Annotated in this window: 18 protein-coding genes; 12 read left to right on the top strand and 6 right to left on the bottom strand. The window is 42.3% G+C overall.

Annotation, left to right across the window (positions count from 1 at the left end; translation table 11 throughout):
* Positions 1-29: 29 nt before the first annotated feature.
* On the bottom strand, positions 30-950 hold the full coding sequence (gene queG / locus I5349_RS06915) for a tRNA epoxyqueuosine(34) reductase QueG (RefSeq protein ID WP_226390015.1): 921 nt from the start codon (positions 948-950) through the stop codon (positions 30-32).
* Between the two features lie 3 nt (positions 951-953).
* Positions 954-1991 (bottom strand): Holliday junction branch migration DNA helicase RuvB, encoded by a 1038-nt coding sequence (gene ruvB, locus I5349_RS06910; RefSeq protein WP_226390014.1) that lies wholly within the window; start codon positions 1989-1991, stop codon positions 954-956.
* 153 nt (positions 1992-2144) lie between these two features.
* On the opposite strand from ruvB, the gene I5349_RS06905 reads away from it, so the two are divergent.
* The 4 genes from I5349_RS06905 (at position 2145) to I5349_RS06890 (ending at position 5498) form a co-directional block, all read left to right on the top strand.
* Complete coding sequence (locus I5349_RS06905; protein WP_226390013.1) at positions 2145-3191, top strand: FAD:protein FMN transferase; 1047 nt, start codon at positions 2145-2147, stop codon at positions 3189-3191.
* A complete protein-coding gene (locus I5349_RS06900) occupies positions 3191-3922 on the top strand; it encodes a class I SAM-dependent DNA methyltransferase (protein WP_226390012.1) in 732 nt (243 codons plus the stop codon). Before I5349_RS06905 ends, I5349_RS06900 begins: the two co-directional genes overlap by 1 nt.
* A 3-nt stretch (positions 3923-3925) precedes the next feature.
* Entirely contained in the window at positions 3926-4678 is a 753-nt protein-coding gene (locus I5349_RS06895) for a ZIP family metal transporter (RefSeq protein ID WP_226390011.1), read from the top strand.
* A gap of 67 nt (positions 4679-4745) precedes the next feature.
* Entirely contained in the window at positions 4746-5498 is a 753-nt protein-coding gene (locus tag I5349_RS06890; RefSeq protein ID WP_226390010.1) for a hypothetical protein, read from the top strand.
* Between the two features lie 63 nt (positions 5499-5561).
* Here I5349_RS06890 and I5349_RS06885 read toward each other — a convergent pair whose 3' ends face one another.
* Together I5349_RS06885 and I5349_RS06880 are read right to left on the bottom strand one after the other, a co-directional pair.
* Positions 5562-7292, bottom strand: coding sequence for a M14 family metallopeptidase (locus tag I5349_RS06885; RefSeq protein WP_226390009.1), 1731 nt, complete (start codon positions 7290-7292; stop codon positions 5562-5564).
* Positions 7293-7300: 8 nt separating this feature from the next.
* Positions 7301-8929, bottom strand: coding sequence for a M14 family metallopeptidase (locus I5349_RS06880; protein WP_226390008.1), 1629 nt, complete (start codon positions 8927-8929; stop codon positions 7301-7303).
* Between the two features lie 204 nt (positions 8930-9133).
* Between I5349_RS06880 and I5349_RS06875 the strand changes: the two genes are divergently transcribed.
* Positions 9134-10996: a DUF4139 domain-containing protein gene (locus I5349_RS06875; protein ID WP_226390007.1), complete on the top strand. Its 1863-nt coding sequence runs from the start codon at positions 9134-9136 to the stop codon at positions 10994-10996.
* Between the two features lie 35 nt (positions 10997-11031).
* Here I5349_RS06875 and mscL read toward each other — a convergent pair whose 3' ends face one another.
* The gene (gene mscL, locus I5349_RS06870) at positions 11032-11445 is read right to left on the bottom strand and encodes a large-conductance mechanosensitive channel protein MscL (protein WP_226390006.1); all 414 of its coding nucleotides are present in this window, start codon (positions 11443-11445) and stop codon (positions 11032-11034) included.
* Between the two features lie 133 nt (positions 11446-11578).
* Here mscL and I5349_RS06865 point away from each other — a divergent pair, with 133 nt between their 5' ends.
* From I5349_RS06865 to I5349_RS06850, 4 genes are all read left to right on the top strand, one after another.
* The gene (locus I5349_RS06865) at positions 11579-12238 is read left to right on the top strand and encodes a CAP domain-containing protein (protein ID WP_226390005.1); all 660 of its coding nucleotides are present in this window, start codon (positions 11579-11581) and stop codon (positions 12236-12238) included.
* 45 nt (positions 12239-12283) lie between these two features.
* Positions 12284-13075, top strand: a complete 792-nt coding sequence (locus I5349_RS06860) for a sterol desaturase family protein (protein WP_226390004.1) — start codon at positions 12284-12286, stop codon at positions 13073-13075.
* Between the two features lie 68 nt (positions 13076-13143).
* Positions 13144-13833: a monofunctional biosynthetic peptidoglycan transglycosylase gene (gene mtgA / locus I5349_RS06855; RefSeq protein WP_226390003.1), complete on the top strand. Its 690-nt coding sequence runs from the start codon at positions 13144-13146 to the stop codon at positions 13831-13833.
* Positions 13834-14001: 168 nt separating this feature from the next.
* On the top strand, positions 14002-14919 hold the full coding sequence (locus tag I5349_RS06850; protein WP_226390002.1) for an NAD(P)H-binding protein: 918 nt from the start codon (positions 14002-14004) through the stop codon (positions 14917-14919).
* Here the strand turns inward: I5349_RS06850 and I5349_RS06845 are convergent.
* Positions 14916-15905, bottom strand: coding sequence for a dipeptidase (locus tag I5349_RS06845; protein ID WP_226390001.1), 990 nt, complete (start codon positions 15903-15905; stop codon positions 14916-14918). The genes I5349_RS06850 and I5349_RS06845 overlap by 4 nt on opposite strands.
* A 105-nt stretch (positions 15906-16010) precedes the next feature.
* Here I5349_RS06845 and I5349_RS06840 point away from each other — a divergent pair, with 105 nt between their 5' ends.
* The 3 genes from I5349_RS06840 to I5349_RS06830 are packed head-to-tail and all read left to right on the top strand — an operon-like array spanning position 16011 to position 19160.
* Positions 16011-16523 carry a 3-hydroxyanthranilate 3,4-dioxygenase gene (locus I5349_RS06840; protein ID WP_226390000.1) on the top strand — a complete coding sequence of 171 codons (513 nt, stop codon included), beginning with the start codon at positions 16011-16013 and terminating at the stop codon, positions 16521-16523.
* A 7-nt stretch (positions 16524-16530) separates the two neighbouring features.
* A complete protein-coding gene (kynU, locus tag I5349_RS06835; protein ID WP_226389999.1) occupies positions 16531-17805 on the top strand; it encodes a kynureninase in 1275 nt (424 codons plus the stop codon).
* A gap of 8 nt (positions 17806-17813) precedes the next feature.
* A complete protein-coding gene (locus I5349_RS06830) occupies positions 17814-19160 on the top strand; it encodes an FAD-dependent oxidoreductase (RefSeq protein WP_226389998.1) in 1347 nt (448 codons plus the stop codon).
* The last annotated feature ends 1 nt before the right edge of the window (position 19161 follow it).

Genomic DNA, 19161 nt, shown 5'->3' with positions numbered 1-19161 from the left:
GTTTCGGGCTTTTTTATGTCAAAAGTCTGTTATTCTTGAAGAAAATCTATATTTCGCTGGAGTCCTTTCCACTTGCTACGTTTGAGTGGGGAGTTTTTAAAAACTTGGTTGAAAGTCTCTTCTGTGAGTTCCTTCCAGTCATTTTTGGTCCAAGAGATCATTTCACCTGGTTCGAAGCGCGATTCTTGGTGTGGCTTGCTGAAGCGATTCCACGGACACACATCCTGACAGATATCACATCCAAATACCCAATCGCCAAACTGCCCTTTGACCTCCTGAGGAATCTCCTCTTTGAGTTCTATGGTAAAATATGAAATGCAGCGAGAACCATCCACTACTCCAGCTAGCGGAATAGCCTCTGTCGGGCAAGCATCTACGCAGCGCGTACAAGTGCCACAATAATCTTTTACAGGGCCATCTGGCTCTAAAGGTAAGTCTATGATGAGTTCTGCCAAAAAGAAAAAACTACCCATTTGTTTATTGAGCAGCAGACTGTTTTTACCGATCCATCCGAGACCACTCTTGGCTGCCCAGGCACGCTCCATCACTGGAGCAGAGTCTACAAATACTCTCCCTTGGATATCTCCTATCGCTCCTCGCAGCTGACTGAGAAGTTCTTTGAGTTTGTCTTTAATGACAAAATGATAATCCTCTCCATAAGCGTATTTTGCTACTTGAAAAGTATCCTTTGATTGCCTCTCTTCAGGATAGTAATTGTAGATCAATGAGATGACAGACTGTGCTCCATCCACGAGCAGCCTAGGATCTAGCCTTTTGTCAAAGTGATTTTCGAGATACTGCATCTGACCTTGATAGCCTCTCTTCAGCCAAGCCTCTAGCTTAGGTGCTTCTTCTTCTAAAAATTCAGCTTTAGAAATTCCACAAAAATCAAAACCTAAAGCTCTGGCTTTTTCCTTGACTATTTGACTGTTTTTGGCTTGATAAGACATCACTTAAGATTCAAAGAGCCCTGGTTGCGCTCCTTTATTGAAAGGTTTTAATCCCAAGTGCTTATACGCAAGATCAGTCGCCTCACGACCTCTGGCAGTGCGTTTGATGAAACCTTCCATGATCAGAAATGGCTCATATACCTCCTCGATGGTCTCAGCTTCCTCACCACAGGCAGTAGCGATGGTTGAGAGTCCTACAGGTCCTCCTTTAAATTTTTCTATGATGGTCATCAAGATGCGATTATCCATTTCATCTAGACCATGATCATCCACATCTAGTGCATTGAGTGCGATCTGTGCGATGGCTACATCTATTCGGCCACTGCCCTTGACTTCTGCAAAGTCCCTAGTTCTTCTAAGGAGCATATTGGCAATACGAGGCGTCCCTCTACTCCTGCGAGCGATTTCATAAGCTGCCGCTTCGTCTATAGGTGTTTGTAAAATACTAGCTGATCGCTGCACGATGGTCGTGAGCAACTTGGCATCATAATATTCAAGTCGAGCATTGATCCCAAATCTGGCTCTCAAAGGTGATGTCAAGAGACCTGAACGAGTGGTCGCTCCCACTAAAGTAAATGGATTGAGGCCGATCTGCACGGAGCGTGCATTGGGACCAGAGTCTAGCATGATATCTATCCTAAAGTCTTCCATGGCAGAGTAAAGGTATTCCTCCACGATGGGGTTGAGTCGGTGGATTTCATCTATGAAGAGGACATCTCCTGTCTCTAGATTGGTCAACAAACCTGCAAGATCACTTGGCTTATCAAGCACAGGACCTGAAGTGATCTTGATATTAGCTCCTAATTCGTTGGCTATGATATTACTTAGTGTCGTTTTACCAAGTCCTGGAGGGCCATGAAGCAGGACATGATCTAGCGTTTCTTCTCTTTTCTTAGCAGCCAAGACGAAGATTTTGATGTTTTCCACCACCTTATGCTGTCCCGTAAAGTCCTCAAAACTTAGCGGCCGCAGGGCTTTCTCTATTTCCTTGTCTTGCGAACTGAGATGTCCTTCATCTCCCTTCAGATAATCCTCTCTCATGGTATTAAACGCTTTGTCCAAAAATACAAAAATAAAGAATAGCTCGGCATGGACACTTCTTTTAATGTAAAGACATTAAGTTCTTGTAAAATCTACACTTTGACATCTTTCTTACCGTCATTTGAGTTATTTTTGTGAACAAATCCAAAAGAAATGTCTCCAAACGCAAGAAAAAACGCGATCTATTCGGTCGTTCTATTGATCCTAGTAGTTGCAGTCTATCTCTATCGTCAAAATAATCAACCCGCTGCAGAAGCAGTAGAAAACAGACAGGTGATCGAAGGTAAAACGATGGGCACCACCTATCGTGTCATCTACTTGGACAAAGAAGGACGCAACTTTAAGCCTCAAATCGACAGTGTTTTGGTAGTTTTCAACCAAAGCTTGTCCACTTACATCCCAGATTCTGAAATTTCCCAGTTCAACAAGGGCACAATGTTCAAATTTGAACTACCCTTTTTTCCTGAAGTATTAAAGACTAGCCGAGAAGTCTATGACGCTACAGGTGGCGCTTTCAATCCTACAGTCGGCCCTCTAGTCAATGCTTGGGGCTTTGGTCCTGATGGTCCTAATTTAAAAGACAGTATCGATGTCGCTGAGTTGGTCAAAAGAGTCAATTTTGATTCTGTGTTTTTTGACAATACTTCAGTTTGCAAGTTGATGGAAGGCATCTATTTAGACTTTAGTGCTATCGCCAAAGGCTATGGTGTTGATGTAATGGCTACCTTGTTGGAAAAGCGTGGCATCCAAAATTTTCTAATTGAGATAGGAGGAGAACTAGTCGCTAGTGGCTTAAATGAGCGTGGAGAAATCTGGAAAGTAGGCATCTTCGATCCTGAGGGAGCAGATGCAGGTGAGCGATTGGAAGCCATCGCCATGCTAAAAGATCGAGCAATCGCCACGTCTGGCAATTATCGTAATTTTTATATCAAAGACAGCGTGAAATATGCCCATACGATCAGTCCATTTACTGGCTATCCTGTGGAGCACTCACTTTTAAGTGCTTCTGTATTTGCACCAGATTGTATGCGAGCAGATGCTTATGCTACAGCATTTATGGTTTTAGGACTTGAAAAAAGTCAGGAGATCCTAGCTGCGCATCCAGAGCTTGATGCTTATCTCATCTATAGTGATGAACAAGGCCAGCTCCAAAGCTTCACCACAGAAGGTATGAAGTCTTACATTTCTAAAGCCCAGTAATGTCTAAGGCTTGGTTTGATGATTGGTTTAATTCTCTCTACTACCACACACTTTATCAAAAACGTGGAAGTGAGGAAGCGCGTCAGTTCATCGATGCATTAGTGGCTTATTTAAAGCCGCAAGCTTCCGATCATGTGCTCGATCTGGGCTGTGGGAGGGGAAGGCATGCAGTCTATCTACATCAGCTTGGCTACCAAGTAACTGGCTTGGACATCGCTCCAAAAAATATCGCATTTGCGCAAAAGTCTGCTAATGATCGGCTGCATTTTGCTGTGCATGACATGCGTGATCCTATCTTTCCTAAGCAATATAATTTGATTTTGAACCTTTTTACCAGCTTTGGCTATTTTGAAGAGGATCAGACCAACCAAAAGGTCATTAGTCATGTGGCAGATGCACTACCAAAAGGAGGGAGATTTCTGATAGACTTCATGAATGTAGACTATGTCAAAACACACCTAGTCCCTGAGGAAACACGAACCATTGCAGGCATTGAGTTTGATATCAGGAGAAAGTTTACAGGAACAGCCATCACTAAAGAAATTCGTTTTGAGGCAGACGGAGGTTCTTATCATTTCAAAGAATTTGTAAAAGCTTTGCAAATGAGTGACTTCGAGCGTTATTTTGAGCAGGCTGGACTAGAGATATGTGCTTTGATGGGGAATTACCAGTTGGAAGCTTTTGATGCGAAGCAATCGGAGCGTTTGATCATCCTAACAGAAAAGAAATAAAAGATGCTGATTAACTTCATCGTACTCCTCATCACTACGCTCGCAGCTGGGCTTTCTGTATATCTTTTCCCTAAGTTTAATCAGCAAACTTTCAAGCTACTATTGGTCTTTGCGGGGTCTTATCTCTTCTCGATCACGATCCTGCACATCCTACCAGAGCTATTCGCGACTAGCTCTAGTCCATATTATACCGGTCTATTTATATTGGTTGGATTCCTAATGCAACAGTCTCTAGAGTTTCTTACTTCTGGTGTAGAGCATGGGCACATTCACCATTCACACATCCATGATGAGCAGCATTCTCACAAGAGTTCTGTCGTCTTCCTGATGGTTGGTCTTTGCCTACACTCTGTCCTAGAGGGTGCGCTACTGACTCAGCCTACTAGTCTAGAAAATCACGATCATGGCTCTAGCACGCTGCTACTCGGCATTATCATACACAAGATGCCAGCAGCCTTTGCCTTGGCCACAGTACTTCGCATCGAGCTAAAAAAGAAAGCAACAGTCCTTTTGATGATTTTACTTTTTGCACTCGCATCACCGATCGGTATGCTGGGAAGTGATCTATTTGCGAGAATGGGACTCCTAGAGGGCAAAGGCATGGAAATCCTCTTTGCGATCGTCAGTGGCGGCTTTTTGCACATTTCTACGACTATCTTTTTTGAAAGCAGCCCACATCACCGCTTCCAAGCCAATAAGCTCTTGATTAGCATCGTGGCTGCACTTTTGGCGATTCTCTCTGAGTTTGCTTTTTGAGAAATTAAAATAAAACAATTATTTATTAAATATTTTTTGTTTATTAGAGCAGTAAAACCTGTGAAATATGAAAAAATATCTTTTTTTAATCATTCTTGTTTTAAGCTTTAACAGCGCTTTTGCTTGTCACTGTGGAGTGACAGAGCTGGTAAATCAAGTATCTATATCAGATTTTGTAGCCACTGCTCACGTCACCAAAGTAACTCCCAATAAGGAAAATCCAAAAGTATATTCAGATCTTGAGATAAACATTATTTCTCTCTATAAGGGAGATCATTTATCTTCATTAAAAGTTCAAAGCTTATCAAATACAAGCTGTTCATTAATTATAAAAGAAAATTCAACATGGCTAATTTTGGCTAAAAAAGATAAGAACGGCCATTTAAGTTTTAACTTTTGTTCAAATTCACGACAAATAGATCCTGTAAGTGAAAACAGCAAAGAATCGTTAGAAAGAAAAATTGAATTACTTGACTATATCAAATCAAAAAATATTCAAGTCAATAATCCCTTTAATTTAGAAGTTTCTGTATTGAACAAACCCTTTGATGAATTTAGAGGAATTCAATTACCTAATAAAGAATTTGCCTTATACGAACTTAAAATCAATAAAGACTTAAGCGTAGAATCTATAAAACAGGTTAAAGGATTTCATACTAAGGATATTGATGAAAAAATAATAAATATTATAGGTCAAAATTTAAAGGTATACACTCCTAAAAGGGATGATAAAATAAAGGAGGAAACCAAGCTTATTTTCGCACTCTATTATTACTCAGATGAAAAGTATGAATCCTTTTTTTCTCACTTAGATCTGTAAATAAGTAACAAAAAAGCCCCGCACTAGGCGGGGCTTGGTATGTGGGTTTATTGTTACTAATTATTATTTGCTCCAAGTAGCTAAGCCACCTTTGGCACTATCCACAGTGATGCTGTATTTAGCATTGCCAGAGACAATCCAGCGCACCTTCACGATGCTATTGCCTGGGATATTGGCTACTTGCATTTTCTCAGGGTTATTTTTTTGCTCAGATACTCTGTTGAAGTCCTCATTTTCTACGATCATTCCTGTGACTACTTTGACACCACTGATGCTCACATAGTCAGGTCGCTCAATCTTATACTTCAGATCTTGGCTAGAATGTGTAGGCATTAAGCGGTCGTTTTCGATGATTGCAGTGATCTCCTTGAGTCCTCCACCAAGGTCTTTTTCCTCCACGCTTTGTACACTTAGTCTCGGTGTATGATACGCATGGTAGATCGTAAAGGCCATGTTGCGGTGCGCATCAGACTCTAGTAAAAAGCCAGGATGGGCTCTTCCGAAGTTTTTCTTGAAGCCACCAATCTCAATCTCACCAAACTGCGGGTGATTATATGACTTGAATGGTACAAAAGCATCTCCAAATAAGAGGTCCTTGTCAAAGTCATACTGTGCATCTCTTCCTTTATTCTCATTGTACATGAGGTAACTAGTCCAAAGCTCATTAGAGAAAGTGTAAATACCTCTGCCTCCATAGAACCAGTCTAGTTCACCACCAAATACAGAGTAAAGATCCTTGTACACTACGAGATATCTATATCCTGGGATGAGTTCTTCTCCTTTTCTACCAAGCGCATCATAGATTCTCACATCATCTCTGTTGTAAGTAGCTAAGTCTTCCTCAGCACCTGGACCTCTGAGGAGCATCCCACCACTATTATGATAGCTTTGACCACCAGCGATGTTTGGATGCTTCATGACGAATTCCATTACAGCTCTATTTTCAGGAAGTGAGAAAGGATATTTATAAGCCCCTCTTTGGATATAGTCAGGCTGCCACTTCCAACCCCAGTCACGGTTAGGATCATAGTAGCCGATACCGTCTTCATTGACATAGCCGTCACCGTCATTGTCTATACCTTCTTGGCCGAGCATTTCATATTCGCCTTTTTGACCAGGAGCTACAGGGACTAGTCTGCGCGGATCATTCGGATCTTTGATGAATCTACCATTTGGATCTTTACGAATCATCATCGTGATGTGATTATCTCCATCTAGGTCATCAAATCTGTCTTCACCTGCTTCACCATCTCCGTCATTGTCTAGAACGATCATACCAGAACGCGGTGAACTTGCCGTATTTGGCTCATTCATGTAGTTATTCCTCGCATCAGGATTGATAGTCGGCACGATATAAAAAGTCTTTTCTTTCAAAAGCTCTTTGATAAACTCTACATCCTTAAACGACTCAGTCAAATACCAAGCAGTATAAAGTGCCATTTCAGTACCTTGGATCTCATTAGAGTGGATATTACCATCTATGTACATCGCAGGTTTGCGGTCAGGATTGCCTGTAGCGAAGTCAGATACTGTGATGAGCATGATATCTCTGCCCTCATAAGACTTTCCGATAGACTCTACTTTGGCAAGGTTTGGATAAGCCTTTGCTATCTTCTGCATGATGTCTACTACACCTTCATAGGTATAGTAGCGGTTCCAACTTACCTCTACTTTGGGCTGATGAGGTGTGCCAGCTGCTCTGAATATCTTTTCTTGAGCATTTGCTCCTTGGAGTCCTACAAAAGCCAGGGCGCCACAGAGCATTGATTTATATATGGTTGATTTGATCTTCATAGCATCAATTATTTAATAGTTAACTCAGCTGTTGCGAATCCTGTATGAGCAGCTCCTCCTTTAAGGTTGACCTTACCAGCTCCTCTGACGACCCAGCTCATTTCTACAAAGCCATTGCCCTCGATAGCATCGATGAGTGTCATGCCTTGACCAGCGATGAAGCTCTGCTTATCGTTTAGCATCATGTCTACTCTGACTTTTCTCAGCCATCTAGAGCGCTTACCCATCTCTGTGTGCGTTGGTAGTTGACCTTTATTTCGCAGCTTAGCAGTTACTCTCGTCAAACCGTTGCCCAGGCTTTCTTGCTTGATGTCTATCCACTCAAGAGAAGGGAGCATTTTAGCCAAAGACACCAAGTAGGCATTGTGCTCAGCGGCTGCTCCATCGATCATCGCAAAAGGTGGGTTGTATTTCACAAATGGCTTTATACCACCTACTTCTACAGTCTTGCCCGGGAAATCAGGATGCTGCACTGCAGTCCAAGGAACAAAGACATCATTGATGCCTTCCTGAGTTGCCCAGCGAAGGAAATTTACTTCTTCGTTTTTATCTGCATTAGCTTTTTCACCTTCAGCCTCTTTCACTGTTGGGACCCACCAGCCTGGAGTGCCGAGACTTAGCTTACCAAAGTGGAAATATGCCCACTGCAAGAAGTCTCCATCTGTACCAGGATTACTTGGTGCATTTTTCTGAGAAATAGTCTTATTATACTGCTCTGATAGTAGCGCGTTGAGCTTCGCATCATCTGACAAAACAGAGGTAACTACTCTCACTCGAGCTCCTTGAGCATTGTATTTCCATGGGCTGGACAGGTTGTTGCCTGGACCAAATGTGAAAATTGTATGGATATTAAATCGCTCATACATGAAATCTAGCATCGCACGCTGCTCTACCTGAGACACTGGAAACTCCCCAGAGCCGGGCGTAAAGTATGGAAACTGATAAGAAAAACTCTTATTAAAAGCCACGCCACCTTCACCATCTTCATTGAAGTGTCCGTCTTTGTCTTGATCGACTCCTTCACTAGTCACGAGGTATTGACCAGCTTCTCCTTTGTCTTTATTGGCCATGATCATGATGCGCTCATCTGCCTCATGCATGATGTACGGACCTGTAGCATCTTTCACTCTCATGAGTGTGATCACACCGTCCTTATTCAAATCATCAAAGCCATCTTCGTTGACACTGCCGTCTCTATCATCATCAGTTGGAGTAGCATTGCCTCTACGCTCATACTTGAGTGCAGCGAAGTATTGCTCATAGGCATCTGGACTCATGTTTGGGAAAATATAAAAAGTAGCTTCATCCAATACGTCCGCATTATTGGCTAGGACACTTTCAGCGAAGCGTAAGCTCATCTCCACACCGAGTAAATGAAATCCTTCTACACCTCCGACTACAGCAATGGCTGATTTATTATCCGCATCGCCTTTTCCTAATCGAAGCACCCAGATGTCTTTGCCTCCAGTCGTCTTAGTGAGTGACTTGAGATCTGTCAGGTTGGGGTATTTACTCTTTAGGGCTTTGAGCCGCTGAGTGATCTGTGCATTGGTGGGATAGTCCTGTCCCATCAGCACGGCTGGCAAGCATACTAGTGCAAAAAGTGCCAGCCAACAGGTAAGATAAATTTTCTTCATAAGCTTATGTTTGTTTCTATTCAAGAAGCAGTTTACAAAATATCCTGTAAGAAAAATATGGAATCAGCACCAAGCCCCTAGTCAATATGTAAATGGACTGCAAAGAGGATGAGTGGAAGGCTTTATTTGAAATAATTGACTGAAGCATAAGGAGACTTCTTGTTCAAATCCTTATATTCAAAAATAAATCTAAAAATTGTTGAAATGAGACTATCTTTTCCCTCTTTGCTTTTGGGGCTGTTTTTGTGCTTTCAAGCGGCTTATGCTGCGGATACTCCCAGTAAACTTAATAAAGTCACCGTGTTTAGAACTGGTGCGCAAATAGAACGTACCTCCACTGTCAATATCAGTGCTGGCACTCAAGATATCACCTTCACAGGACTCAGTCGAGACATCAATCAAGAAAGCATACAGGTCAAAGGTGAAGGTAGCTTCACGATCATGGGCGTGAGATTTCAAAATAACTTCCTCCAGTCAGGACAAAAGCCAGCACATCAGATAGGACTAGAGGCGGATTTGGCCAAAGCAAAAGCAAAGCTCGTAGAGTACAACTATGAAATGGACATCCTGAGAGCAGAAGAGCGTATGCTGGATAAAAATCAGCAGCTGATCTCTAGCAACAATGCCACAGAGCTCAAGGCTGCGATGGACTTTCACAAGGAGCGACTGACTGCTATTAGAAAAAGTATGTTGCAAAACTTTGGCAAAAGTGATGAACTCAAAAATCAAATCACTGACATCGAAAATCAGATCAAAGAACTGGGTACAAAAGGAAGAGAAATGACAGGTGAGATCATCGTCACTGTCAAGTCGGATGTAGCTACTCGAGCTAACTTTAGCCTGAGCTATCTCGTGAGCAATGCAGGCTGGGATCCTTCCTATGACCTTAGAGTAGATGATATCAAAAATCCACTACAACTAGTCTATAAAGCCTCTGTCTATCAAAGTACTGGAGAAGACTGGGACAAAATCCAACTTAATATTTCCACTGGCAATCCCAGAGAATCTAGCCAAGCTCCAATCCTAGAACCTATCAGACTACCTTATAACTACTCTACAAATAACAATAGAGCTGGTAATTCCTCATTCTTTGGTATACTCCGTGGTCAAGTGATCGATGGTCAAGATGGAACACCCGTACCTGGGGCAAGAGTACAGATTGAAGGAACAAGTGTAAATGTAATGACTGATTTAGACGGTAGATATCAATTAAATATCCCGCCAAATTCAGGCCCTATCGAATTTCAAGCTCTTGGATATTTACCTAAAACAATAGCAGCCAATAGTGCCACACTTAATGTCACCCTTGAACCTGAAGTGAATTATCTTCAAGAAGTTGTAGTAACTGGATATGCTAGTCAAAACAAAAGAGCCCTTCAAGGAAAAGCAGCGGGAGTGAATATCAATCAGAAAAGAGAAACTCCAGCTGCCAACTCTATCGATATCACGATCAACGAGACACAGACCAATACCCTTTTTGAAATTACAGATCCTTATGTAATCCGATCTGGAGAGCGCGCAGTCATGGTAGAGATGATCAGCGAAAGCATCCCTGCTAGCTATCAGTACTATGCAGTGCCAAAGCTAGATGAGGGTGTTTTCCTCAATGCCAAGCTCACAGATCTGAGCAGACTATATATAGAAGATGGCGAGGCAAACATCTTCTTTGAAGGCACCTATCAGGGCAAAACCTATCTCTCGACAGGTTCTCTAGATACGGTGACAATAGGTTTGGGAAGAGACAAAGCAATCAAAGTCACTCGAAAAGCGCTTATCAATACCACCAAAAACCAAACAATAGGTAGTAATAAGATCTCAGATCGTTCGTGGGAGTTCAGCATCAGAAATGATAAAAATTCAGCCATTGAGCTACAACTCATCGATCAGATCCCAGTCTCTACACTGAAAGAGATCACTGTGGAAACGACTGAAACATCAGGCGCTACAATCATCCCTGAAAGTGGAGAAGTCAAGTGGCTCCTTAGTATCCCAGCCAAACAAAGTCTCAGTAAAAAACTAGGCTATACTGTGAAGTACCCTAGGCAATATAATCTAAATTTCAACTAACGAAAAGCCCGCTTGAAGCGGGCTTTTTGCTTGTATCATTTCTTTAATAGATCTCTAATCTCTTCGAGTAATACCTCTTGCCTAGGTGGTGCCGCAGGAGCTGCAGGTTTGGCTTCCTCCTTCTTTTTGGTAGCATTCATGGCTTTGACGATCATGAATACAGCGAAAGCGATGATCGTAAAGTCTACGACTGTCTGAATGAAATTGCCATAACTCAAGGTCACCGCAGCCATCTCCTGACCACCCTCAGATACATAGGCCTCTCTCAAGACTACAGAAAGGTCTTTAAAATCTACTCCGCCTACCAAAATACCAATCGGTGGCATGATAATGTCATTGACAAATGACGATACGATCTTGCCAAAGGCAGCACCAATGATGATACCCACTGCCAAGTCTACGACATTGCCTTTCATAGCAAATGCCTTAAATTCTTTGATCATTCCCATAGTGTTTTAAAAGTTTGTTTTGTTGATTCAATAAATTTATCAAAATAAATGCTCATTACATTCATCTGAAAAACAAATAATTCGTTTTAGTTTTTGAGATCACCAAAACTTAAAACCATAAGCACAATTTAAAATGATTCATTTATTATCTCCCATTATATTTTTCGCCCTTTTCAATGCCCCGCAGACAGTAAGCTGGGATGAGGCTAAGCTCCATACTGCAAAAAACGAAACATACCTCTCTCAGATCGAAAAAGAAGTCATCTACGAACTCAATAAAGTACGTACTGATCCGACCCGATATGCAGAAGAGTACCTCACTCCTATGACTGCTTACTATGAAGGCAAACTCCTCAAACGACCTCAAGAAACTCCTCTAGTCACCCAAGAAGGTGTCTCAGCACTTTACGAAACCATAGAAGTGCTAAAAAAGACACCAGCCAGCTCAGCTCTAAAACCTAGTAAAGCCCTCTATCGCGCGGCCGCCAGTCATGTAGCCTATCAGATGAAAAGTGGAAGTGCTTCACACTATGGCAAAAAAGATGATCCTCAAATCCGAATCGAGAAGTTTGGTGAATGGGATGGTAATATTGGCGAAAATCTCAGCTTTGGTCCAGCTACTGCACGTGATATCGTCATCAGCTTGCTGATCGATGATGGTGTTCCAGATAGAGGACACAGGCACACGATACTCAATGCCGACTTTCACTACATAGGCACTGCCACTGGTCCACATCCGAAGTGGGGCTATCAGTGTGTTCAAAACTTCGCTACAGCTATTAAAGAAAAATAATCTATAAGCTACATTTCCCATTTCGATCCTTCTTATTTTTAAGCCATGGAGCCATTCGACTTTAGTCAGCCTGCTACCTTTGCTAGCATATGCCTGATCTTCTTAGTCATCGTCATGTTTCGCTATGTCGCCATAGCAGGGATTTTTCATTTGATTTTCTATGTGGTCAAGCCTAAGGCTTTTGATCAAAGAAAGGTAAACCTTCGCTTTAGTCCAGACAGTGAGCAGTTTAGAAAAGAGTTTTTCTGGTCAAGCGTCACATCTGTAATTTTTGCTCTAGCTGGCGCTACGATGGCACTACTATGGCAAATGGGCTATACCAAAATCTACACAGACATCAATGAATACAGCTGGGCATATTTGATATTCAGTCTGGTCGTTGCCATGTTTATCCATGAAACGTACTATTATTGGCTTCACAGATGGATGCACAGACCAGCAGTCTATGGACTGATACACAAGGTTCACCATCACAGTACCGTCACCTCTCCTTGGACTAGTTTTTCATTTCACCCTATCGAGGGAGTACTGCAGTCACTGATCATCCCAGTGATCTTATTTGTACTGCCTATGCACTACTACGCGATCATCACTTTGCTGACATTGATGACTCTGACCAGCGCGATCAATCACCTCAACATTGAGATTTACCCCAGAAAGACTCTTCAAAATTTCTTTGGCCAACTCTGGATAGGAGCTACCCATCATAGCCTTCATCACTCACAGTTTCGTTACAACTATGGCCTTTATTTCACCTTTTGGGACAAATGGATGAAGACAGAAAGCCCTGATTTCAAGCCACTTTTTGAAGAAAAAACGAAAAAAAGCAACTCCTAAAAATTTGTAGTCCTTAAAAATTTTTTGATCTTGAAAATCAGCTACATTTGCGCGATTTCAATCTGAACATGAGCTATATAAGTCTCTTATTTCGCTGGGTCAAAAAACTGACTTTTGCTTTCTTTTACATCACGATCACTTATGTGGTCATCTTGCGATTTGTCCCACCACCTGCTACCCCACTCATGCTTATCAGGGTAGTGGAGCAGTGGTCTGAAGACAAAGAGCTCAGGCTATACAAAGATTGGAAGTCACTCGATGAGATCAGTCCCAATCTGGTACAAGCCGTAGTAGCTGCAGAAGATCAAAAGTTCATGACACACTTTGGTCTAGATATAGAAGCCATGCAAAAAGCCTATGAAAATAATAAGAAAGGTCGTAGGCTAAAAGGTGGCAGTACCATCAGTCAGCAAACAGCTAAAAATATCTTTTTGTGGCCAGGGCGAAGCTATCTCCGCAAAGGCCTTGAGGCATACTTTACCGTCCTGATAGAGTCTCTATGGGGCAAAAAACGCATCATGGAAATGTACCTCAATCAGATCGAAATGGGTAACGGAGTGTATGGTGCAGAAGCAGCCGCACAAACCTACTACCTCAAGCCTGCTAGTAAGCTATCTCGAGCGGAAGCAGCCATGATCGCAGCCACACTACCAAATCCTCGCAGGTGGACGCCAGCTAGACCCACTGACTACATCTATGGAAGGCAAAACTGGATCATGCGAAACATGAGCAATATCGAAAAAGTGGAATTCAAATAACTGAGGCTAGTTTTTAGCGAAATTAACTCTTGAGAAAAGTAATGAAGTGATCCTCTTCAGTTTTGTTGTATATTGAGTGTTGCCAAATACTTAATGATAATATCACACAATTTTTATATGCATTTTTAGGTTTATACCTATATTTCATTTCATTTTTACGCCAAACCTATGCAAACTATTTTAGGAGCTAATGGTGCCATCGGCATTGAACTAGCCAAATCACTCAAAGAATATACTGACCAAATTCGCCTCGTCAGTAGAAATCCACAAAGGATCAATGAAACTGACCAAATCTTACATGCAGACCTCACTGAAATCGATCAAGTCATGGCAGCTGTAGCTGGTAGTGAGATCGTCTATTTGACGGTAGGTCTTCCTTACAAACTGGCTGTTTGGGAGATGCAGTGGCCCAAAATCATGCGAAATGTCTTAGATGCTTGCATCGCGCATCAAGCCAAATTGGTATTCTTTGACAATGTCTACATGTATGATAAAAATGAAATCAAAAACATGACAGAAGAGAGTCGTATTAACCCTCCTAGTCAAAAGGGGAAAGTCCGTGCTCAGATCGCACAGATGCTCCTCAATGAGATAAAGGCAGGTCATTTGGAAGCTTTGATAGCGCGCTCAGCTGATTTTGCGGGATTTAAAAATAGTGCCTTAGGAGATATCGTGTATACTAATCTGAAGAAAGGTAAAAAAGCCCAATGGCTGATCAATGCCGATGTAGCGCACAACTTCACGTATGTGCCAGAGGCTGCTTGGGCTACTGCTCTACTGGGTAATACTCCAGAAGCTTACGGTCAAGTCTGGCATCTCCCTACAGATCGGGCGATGATCACTGGTAGACAATGGGTAAGCCTATTTGCTAGCGCTATGGGAAAAAACAACCAAGTCGCAGTGTTACCCAAATGGGCATTGGCCCTACTTGGGATTTTCATTCCTACACTCAGAGAGCTCAAAGAGATGGCTTATCAATATGACCGTGACTACTTTTTCAATAGCTCAAAATTTGAGACTAAGTTTAACTACAAGCCGCTCAGCGCAAAAGAGATCGTGGAGAAAATGGTAGCAATGGGCACTTAATCCCAAATCCTCTCGAAAAACTGCTGAGCATTGCCATAAGCCAAAGCCTCAAGCTGCCTCTGAGACAAGCCTCTCTCCGCGAGTATATCCAGTATATCGGGATAACAAGAAGCATCTTCCACCACTGGAAAGTAAAAAGGTATGCGACTCTTATCTGGGTGATTTTTCGTGTAAAAATAGTCAGCGCCAAAACATAAACAGTCGGCTGCACCATGTTCAAACCCATATAGTATATGGTCAAAAACTCTCTCAGGAACATCATTATCTAAAAAAGCGCGAAGAAAATTGATCCCGATGAGACCCTTACGCTGTATGATTTCCTGAACAAACTCAGCGGGTAAATTGCGTGGATGATTCCACAATGCCCTGAAATTAGAATGACTTGCTATGATAGGGATATCTAAATTTTCTTTGCTTAAATGCTCTAATATTCCCTCAGCCAATAAATCACTTGTATGAGAAAGATCCACTGCTATTTGCTTTCCTGTAAGATGATCTAAAAGTTTTCTACCATCATCTTTTAAGCCTATCTGCGTATAATTTCCTCCACCAAATCGATTCTCACCATGATGTGTTAGGCTGATGTATGCGACTCTTCCAGTTTTTTGGATGATATAATCCAAGGTCTTAAAAGTCTCTTCCAGCGGCATATTCTCCTCACAGAGACCTGCAGCACTTTCTATGGCAGCTACCATGCCGATCTCCTTTTGACTTGTCAAGTGGATGACATCTGAGGCAGAAGTGATTGCTGTTAAAGCTTGTTCATTTTTTGCTAGTGAGGCAAAGATATCCGCTTGCTTTTTAGCATGTGCGACTGAACCTGCCACCACATCATTATAGATCGCCATGACCTGTAGCTTGACATTACCTGCTGCCATGAGTGGGATAGAGCAGGCTATATCAGAGCTATTAAATGCATCAGCACTGGGCACACTGGCGAGATAAGATAATAAGTCACAATGGGTATCTACAATAGGTAATTTCATCAGTTTGCAATTAGTGTAAGCGAAGATACAAGCTAAAAAAGGATAATTTTTAATACTTTTGGGGCTTTATTTTGTTATGCTTACATCACCAAAAGAAAAGAGAAGATGAGCGTCAGTAAACCTTTCAACTTCAAAGCTTGGATAGCCGAAAATAGGCACCTGCTCAAACCACCTGTAGGAAACAAGCAGGTATTTTTAGACAATGAAGATTTTATCGTGATGGTCGTAGGTGGCCCTAATAGTCGCAAGGATTATCATTATGATGAAGGAGAGGAGTTTTTCTACCAGCTAGAGGGTGATATCGTGCTCAAAATCATAGAAGATGGCAAGCCCAAAGACATAGAGATCAAAGAAGGAGAGATTTTTCTTTTGCCACCTAAGGTTCCACACAGCCCTCGCAGACCAGCCAATACTGTTGGCTTGGTTATAGAACGCTATCGCAGACCTGGAGAAAAGGATGGGTTCATTTGGCATTGCGAAAACTGTGGAGAACATCTTCATTCTAGCTTTGCAGAGATCAATGATATAGTCGCGCAGCTACCGCCTATCATGGATGCCTTCTGGGGAGATGTCGATAAGAGAACCTGCAAAAACTGCGGGACAGTCATGGAAAAATAAGAACAAGATGAAATACGAATATAGCTTAGACTTTGCGCGGGCTCAAGATGAAAATGATCCATTGAAAGCGTTTAGAGAGGAATTTCACCTACCTAAAGTGAATGGTAAAACAGCTATTTACTTTTGTGGTAACTCTCTAGGCCCTCAGCCTAAACAAACTCGAGCCTACTTAGAAACGCAACTCAAGCGCTGGGAAGAGATGGCGGTGGATGGTCACTTCCACGGAGATGCCCCATGGTATCATGCAAGACACAAGTCTAAGCCTCACCTAGCCGAGATCGTAGGAGCTAAGCCTGAGGAGGTAGTTGCCATGAACAACTTATCTTCCAACTTGCATTTTTTGATGGTTTCCTTCTATAGGCCCACTGCTCAGCGATTTAAAATCATCTCAGAAGCAGGAGCTTTTCCGTCAGATCTTTATGCGCTCGAGAGTCAAGTCAAGCTTCATGGATTAGATCCTGAAAAAACTATCATCGAACTAAGTCCTCGTACAGGTGAATACACTCTGCGTACAGAAGATATATTAGAGGCAATCAATCAACACGGAGATGAGTTAGCGCTGATCATGATGGGTGGCTTGCAGTACTATACTGGTCAGGTGTTTGACATGCAAGCCATCACAGCTGCTGGGCATGCTGTTGGTGCTCAAGTTGGATTTGATCTTGCTCATGCTGTGGGCAATGTACCCCTTCAGCTGCATGATTGGGACGTGGACTTCGCTACTTGGTGTACCTATAAATACCTCAACTCAGGGCCTGGCAATATCTCAGGAATTTTCGTACATGAGCGTCATGCTATGAATCCTGAGCTACCAAGACTAGCAGGCTGGTGGGGATACGATGAAGCACAGCGCTTTCAGATGACTAAAGGCTTTAAACCTATGTATGGAGCCGATGGCTGGCAGTTGAGCAATACTAACATCCTTGCTCTAGCTGCACATGAAGCCTCTCTAGAGATATTTCACAGAGCAGGCATAGAGAGACTTCGTACTAAGAGTTTATTCTTGACAGGCTACTTGGAGTTTTTGATCAAAGAAATCAGTCAAGACAAAGGCACACTAGAGATCATCACGCCAAGCAATCCACACGAAAGAGGCTGTCAGCTGTCTCTTTTCATCCACAAAGGTGGTAGAGCGCTCTTTGATAGACTCTATGAAAAAGGTGTGGTAGGTGACTGGAGAAATCCAAATGTCATCCGAGTGGCACCTATTCCACTCTATAATAGTTTTGAAGACGTATATCAATTTGCCAAAATCTTAGAAGAAACTTTGGCAGAGTTTTAAATAGCACCATGAGACAAAACCACATCAGCATATTAGGCGCAGGGCTTATCGGCTCACTACTCTCGATTTACCTCAAGAGGAAAGGATACGCTGTGGAGGTTTTTGAAAAACGTTCCGATGGTCGACTAGTAGATTTAGACAGTGGTAGATCCATCAATATGGCACTTAGTGATCGTGGTTGGAGAGCCCTTTATGAACTTGGCATAGCAGATGAAGTCAAGCAGTACTGTATCCCGATGAAGGGAAGGATGATTCACCCTGAAGCAGGTCAGACTAATTTTCAACCTTATGGCAAAGACGATCAAGCCATTTATTCTATTCCAAGAGGGAAGTTTAATCAATTGCTAGTTTCTAAAGCAGAAGCCGAAGGAGTACAGTTTCATTTTGAGTCTAAATGTGAAGAGATCGATATCGACCAGCGTATCATGCACTTTGCTGATGGACGAAAGCTACATTCAGACGTTATCATTGGTTCTGATGGAGCCTACTCAGCTCTACGTAGAGCAATGCAACTCACAGATCGATTTGACTATAAGCAGGAGTTTATCAACTCAGGATATAAAGAACTCACCATACCCGCTACTGCGAGTGGAGACTATGCCTTAGATCCGCATGCATTGCACATTTGGCCGAGAGGAAGCTATATGCTCATCGCACTTCCTAATTTAGACAAAAGCTTCACATGCACACTTTTTATGCCTTTTGAGGGAGATATCTCTTTCAAAACTATCCATGAAAAAAAGATCGCAAGACATTTCTTTGAAGTTCATTTTCCTGATGCGATCAGCTTGATCACCGATTTCGATAGAGAGTTTTATGAAAACCCTACTTCTTCCTTGATCAATATTGCTTGCTATCCATGGGTGAAAAACAGGTGCTTACTCATCGGGGATAGCTCACACGCCATGGTGCCTTTTTACGGTCAGGGGATGAATTGTGGTTTTGAAGATTGCTATGTATTGGATAAGCTGCTAGAAGAGCATAACCATAACTGGGATGTAGCATTTGAGGCCTTTCAAAAAAGGAGAAAACCAGATGCAGACGCTATCTGTCAGTTGGCCATGGACAATTTTGTAGAAATGCGAGATCTCGTAGCAAACGAAAAATGGGTGATCCGCAAGAAACTAGAAGCCAAACTATACCATTTCTATCCGCAAGAGTGGATCCCTCTTTATACCATGGTGACTTTTAGCGACCTCAGGTATTCGGAAGCTTACGCACTCGGACAGCTCCAAGACCGCATCATGCAAGAAGTGATGAAAGACCCCTTGATCATGGAAAATTGGGATCGTATCGACCTCGAACACATCATCAACAAGCTTCACCAACTCAAAGCCAAGACTGAGTTGGTTTGAA

Origin of the sequence: Penaeicola halotolerans, from assembly GCF_016464625.1 — a bacterium.
Lineage (GTDB): Bacteria > Bacteroidota > Bacteroidia > Cytophagales > Cyclobacteriaceae > Penaeicola > Penaeicola halotolerans.
This window is presented reverse-complemented; position numbering and strand designations above follow the sequence as displayed.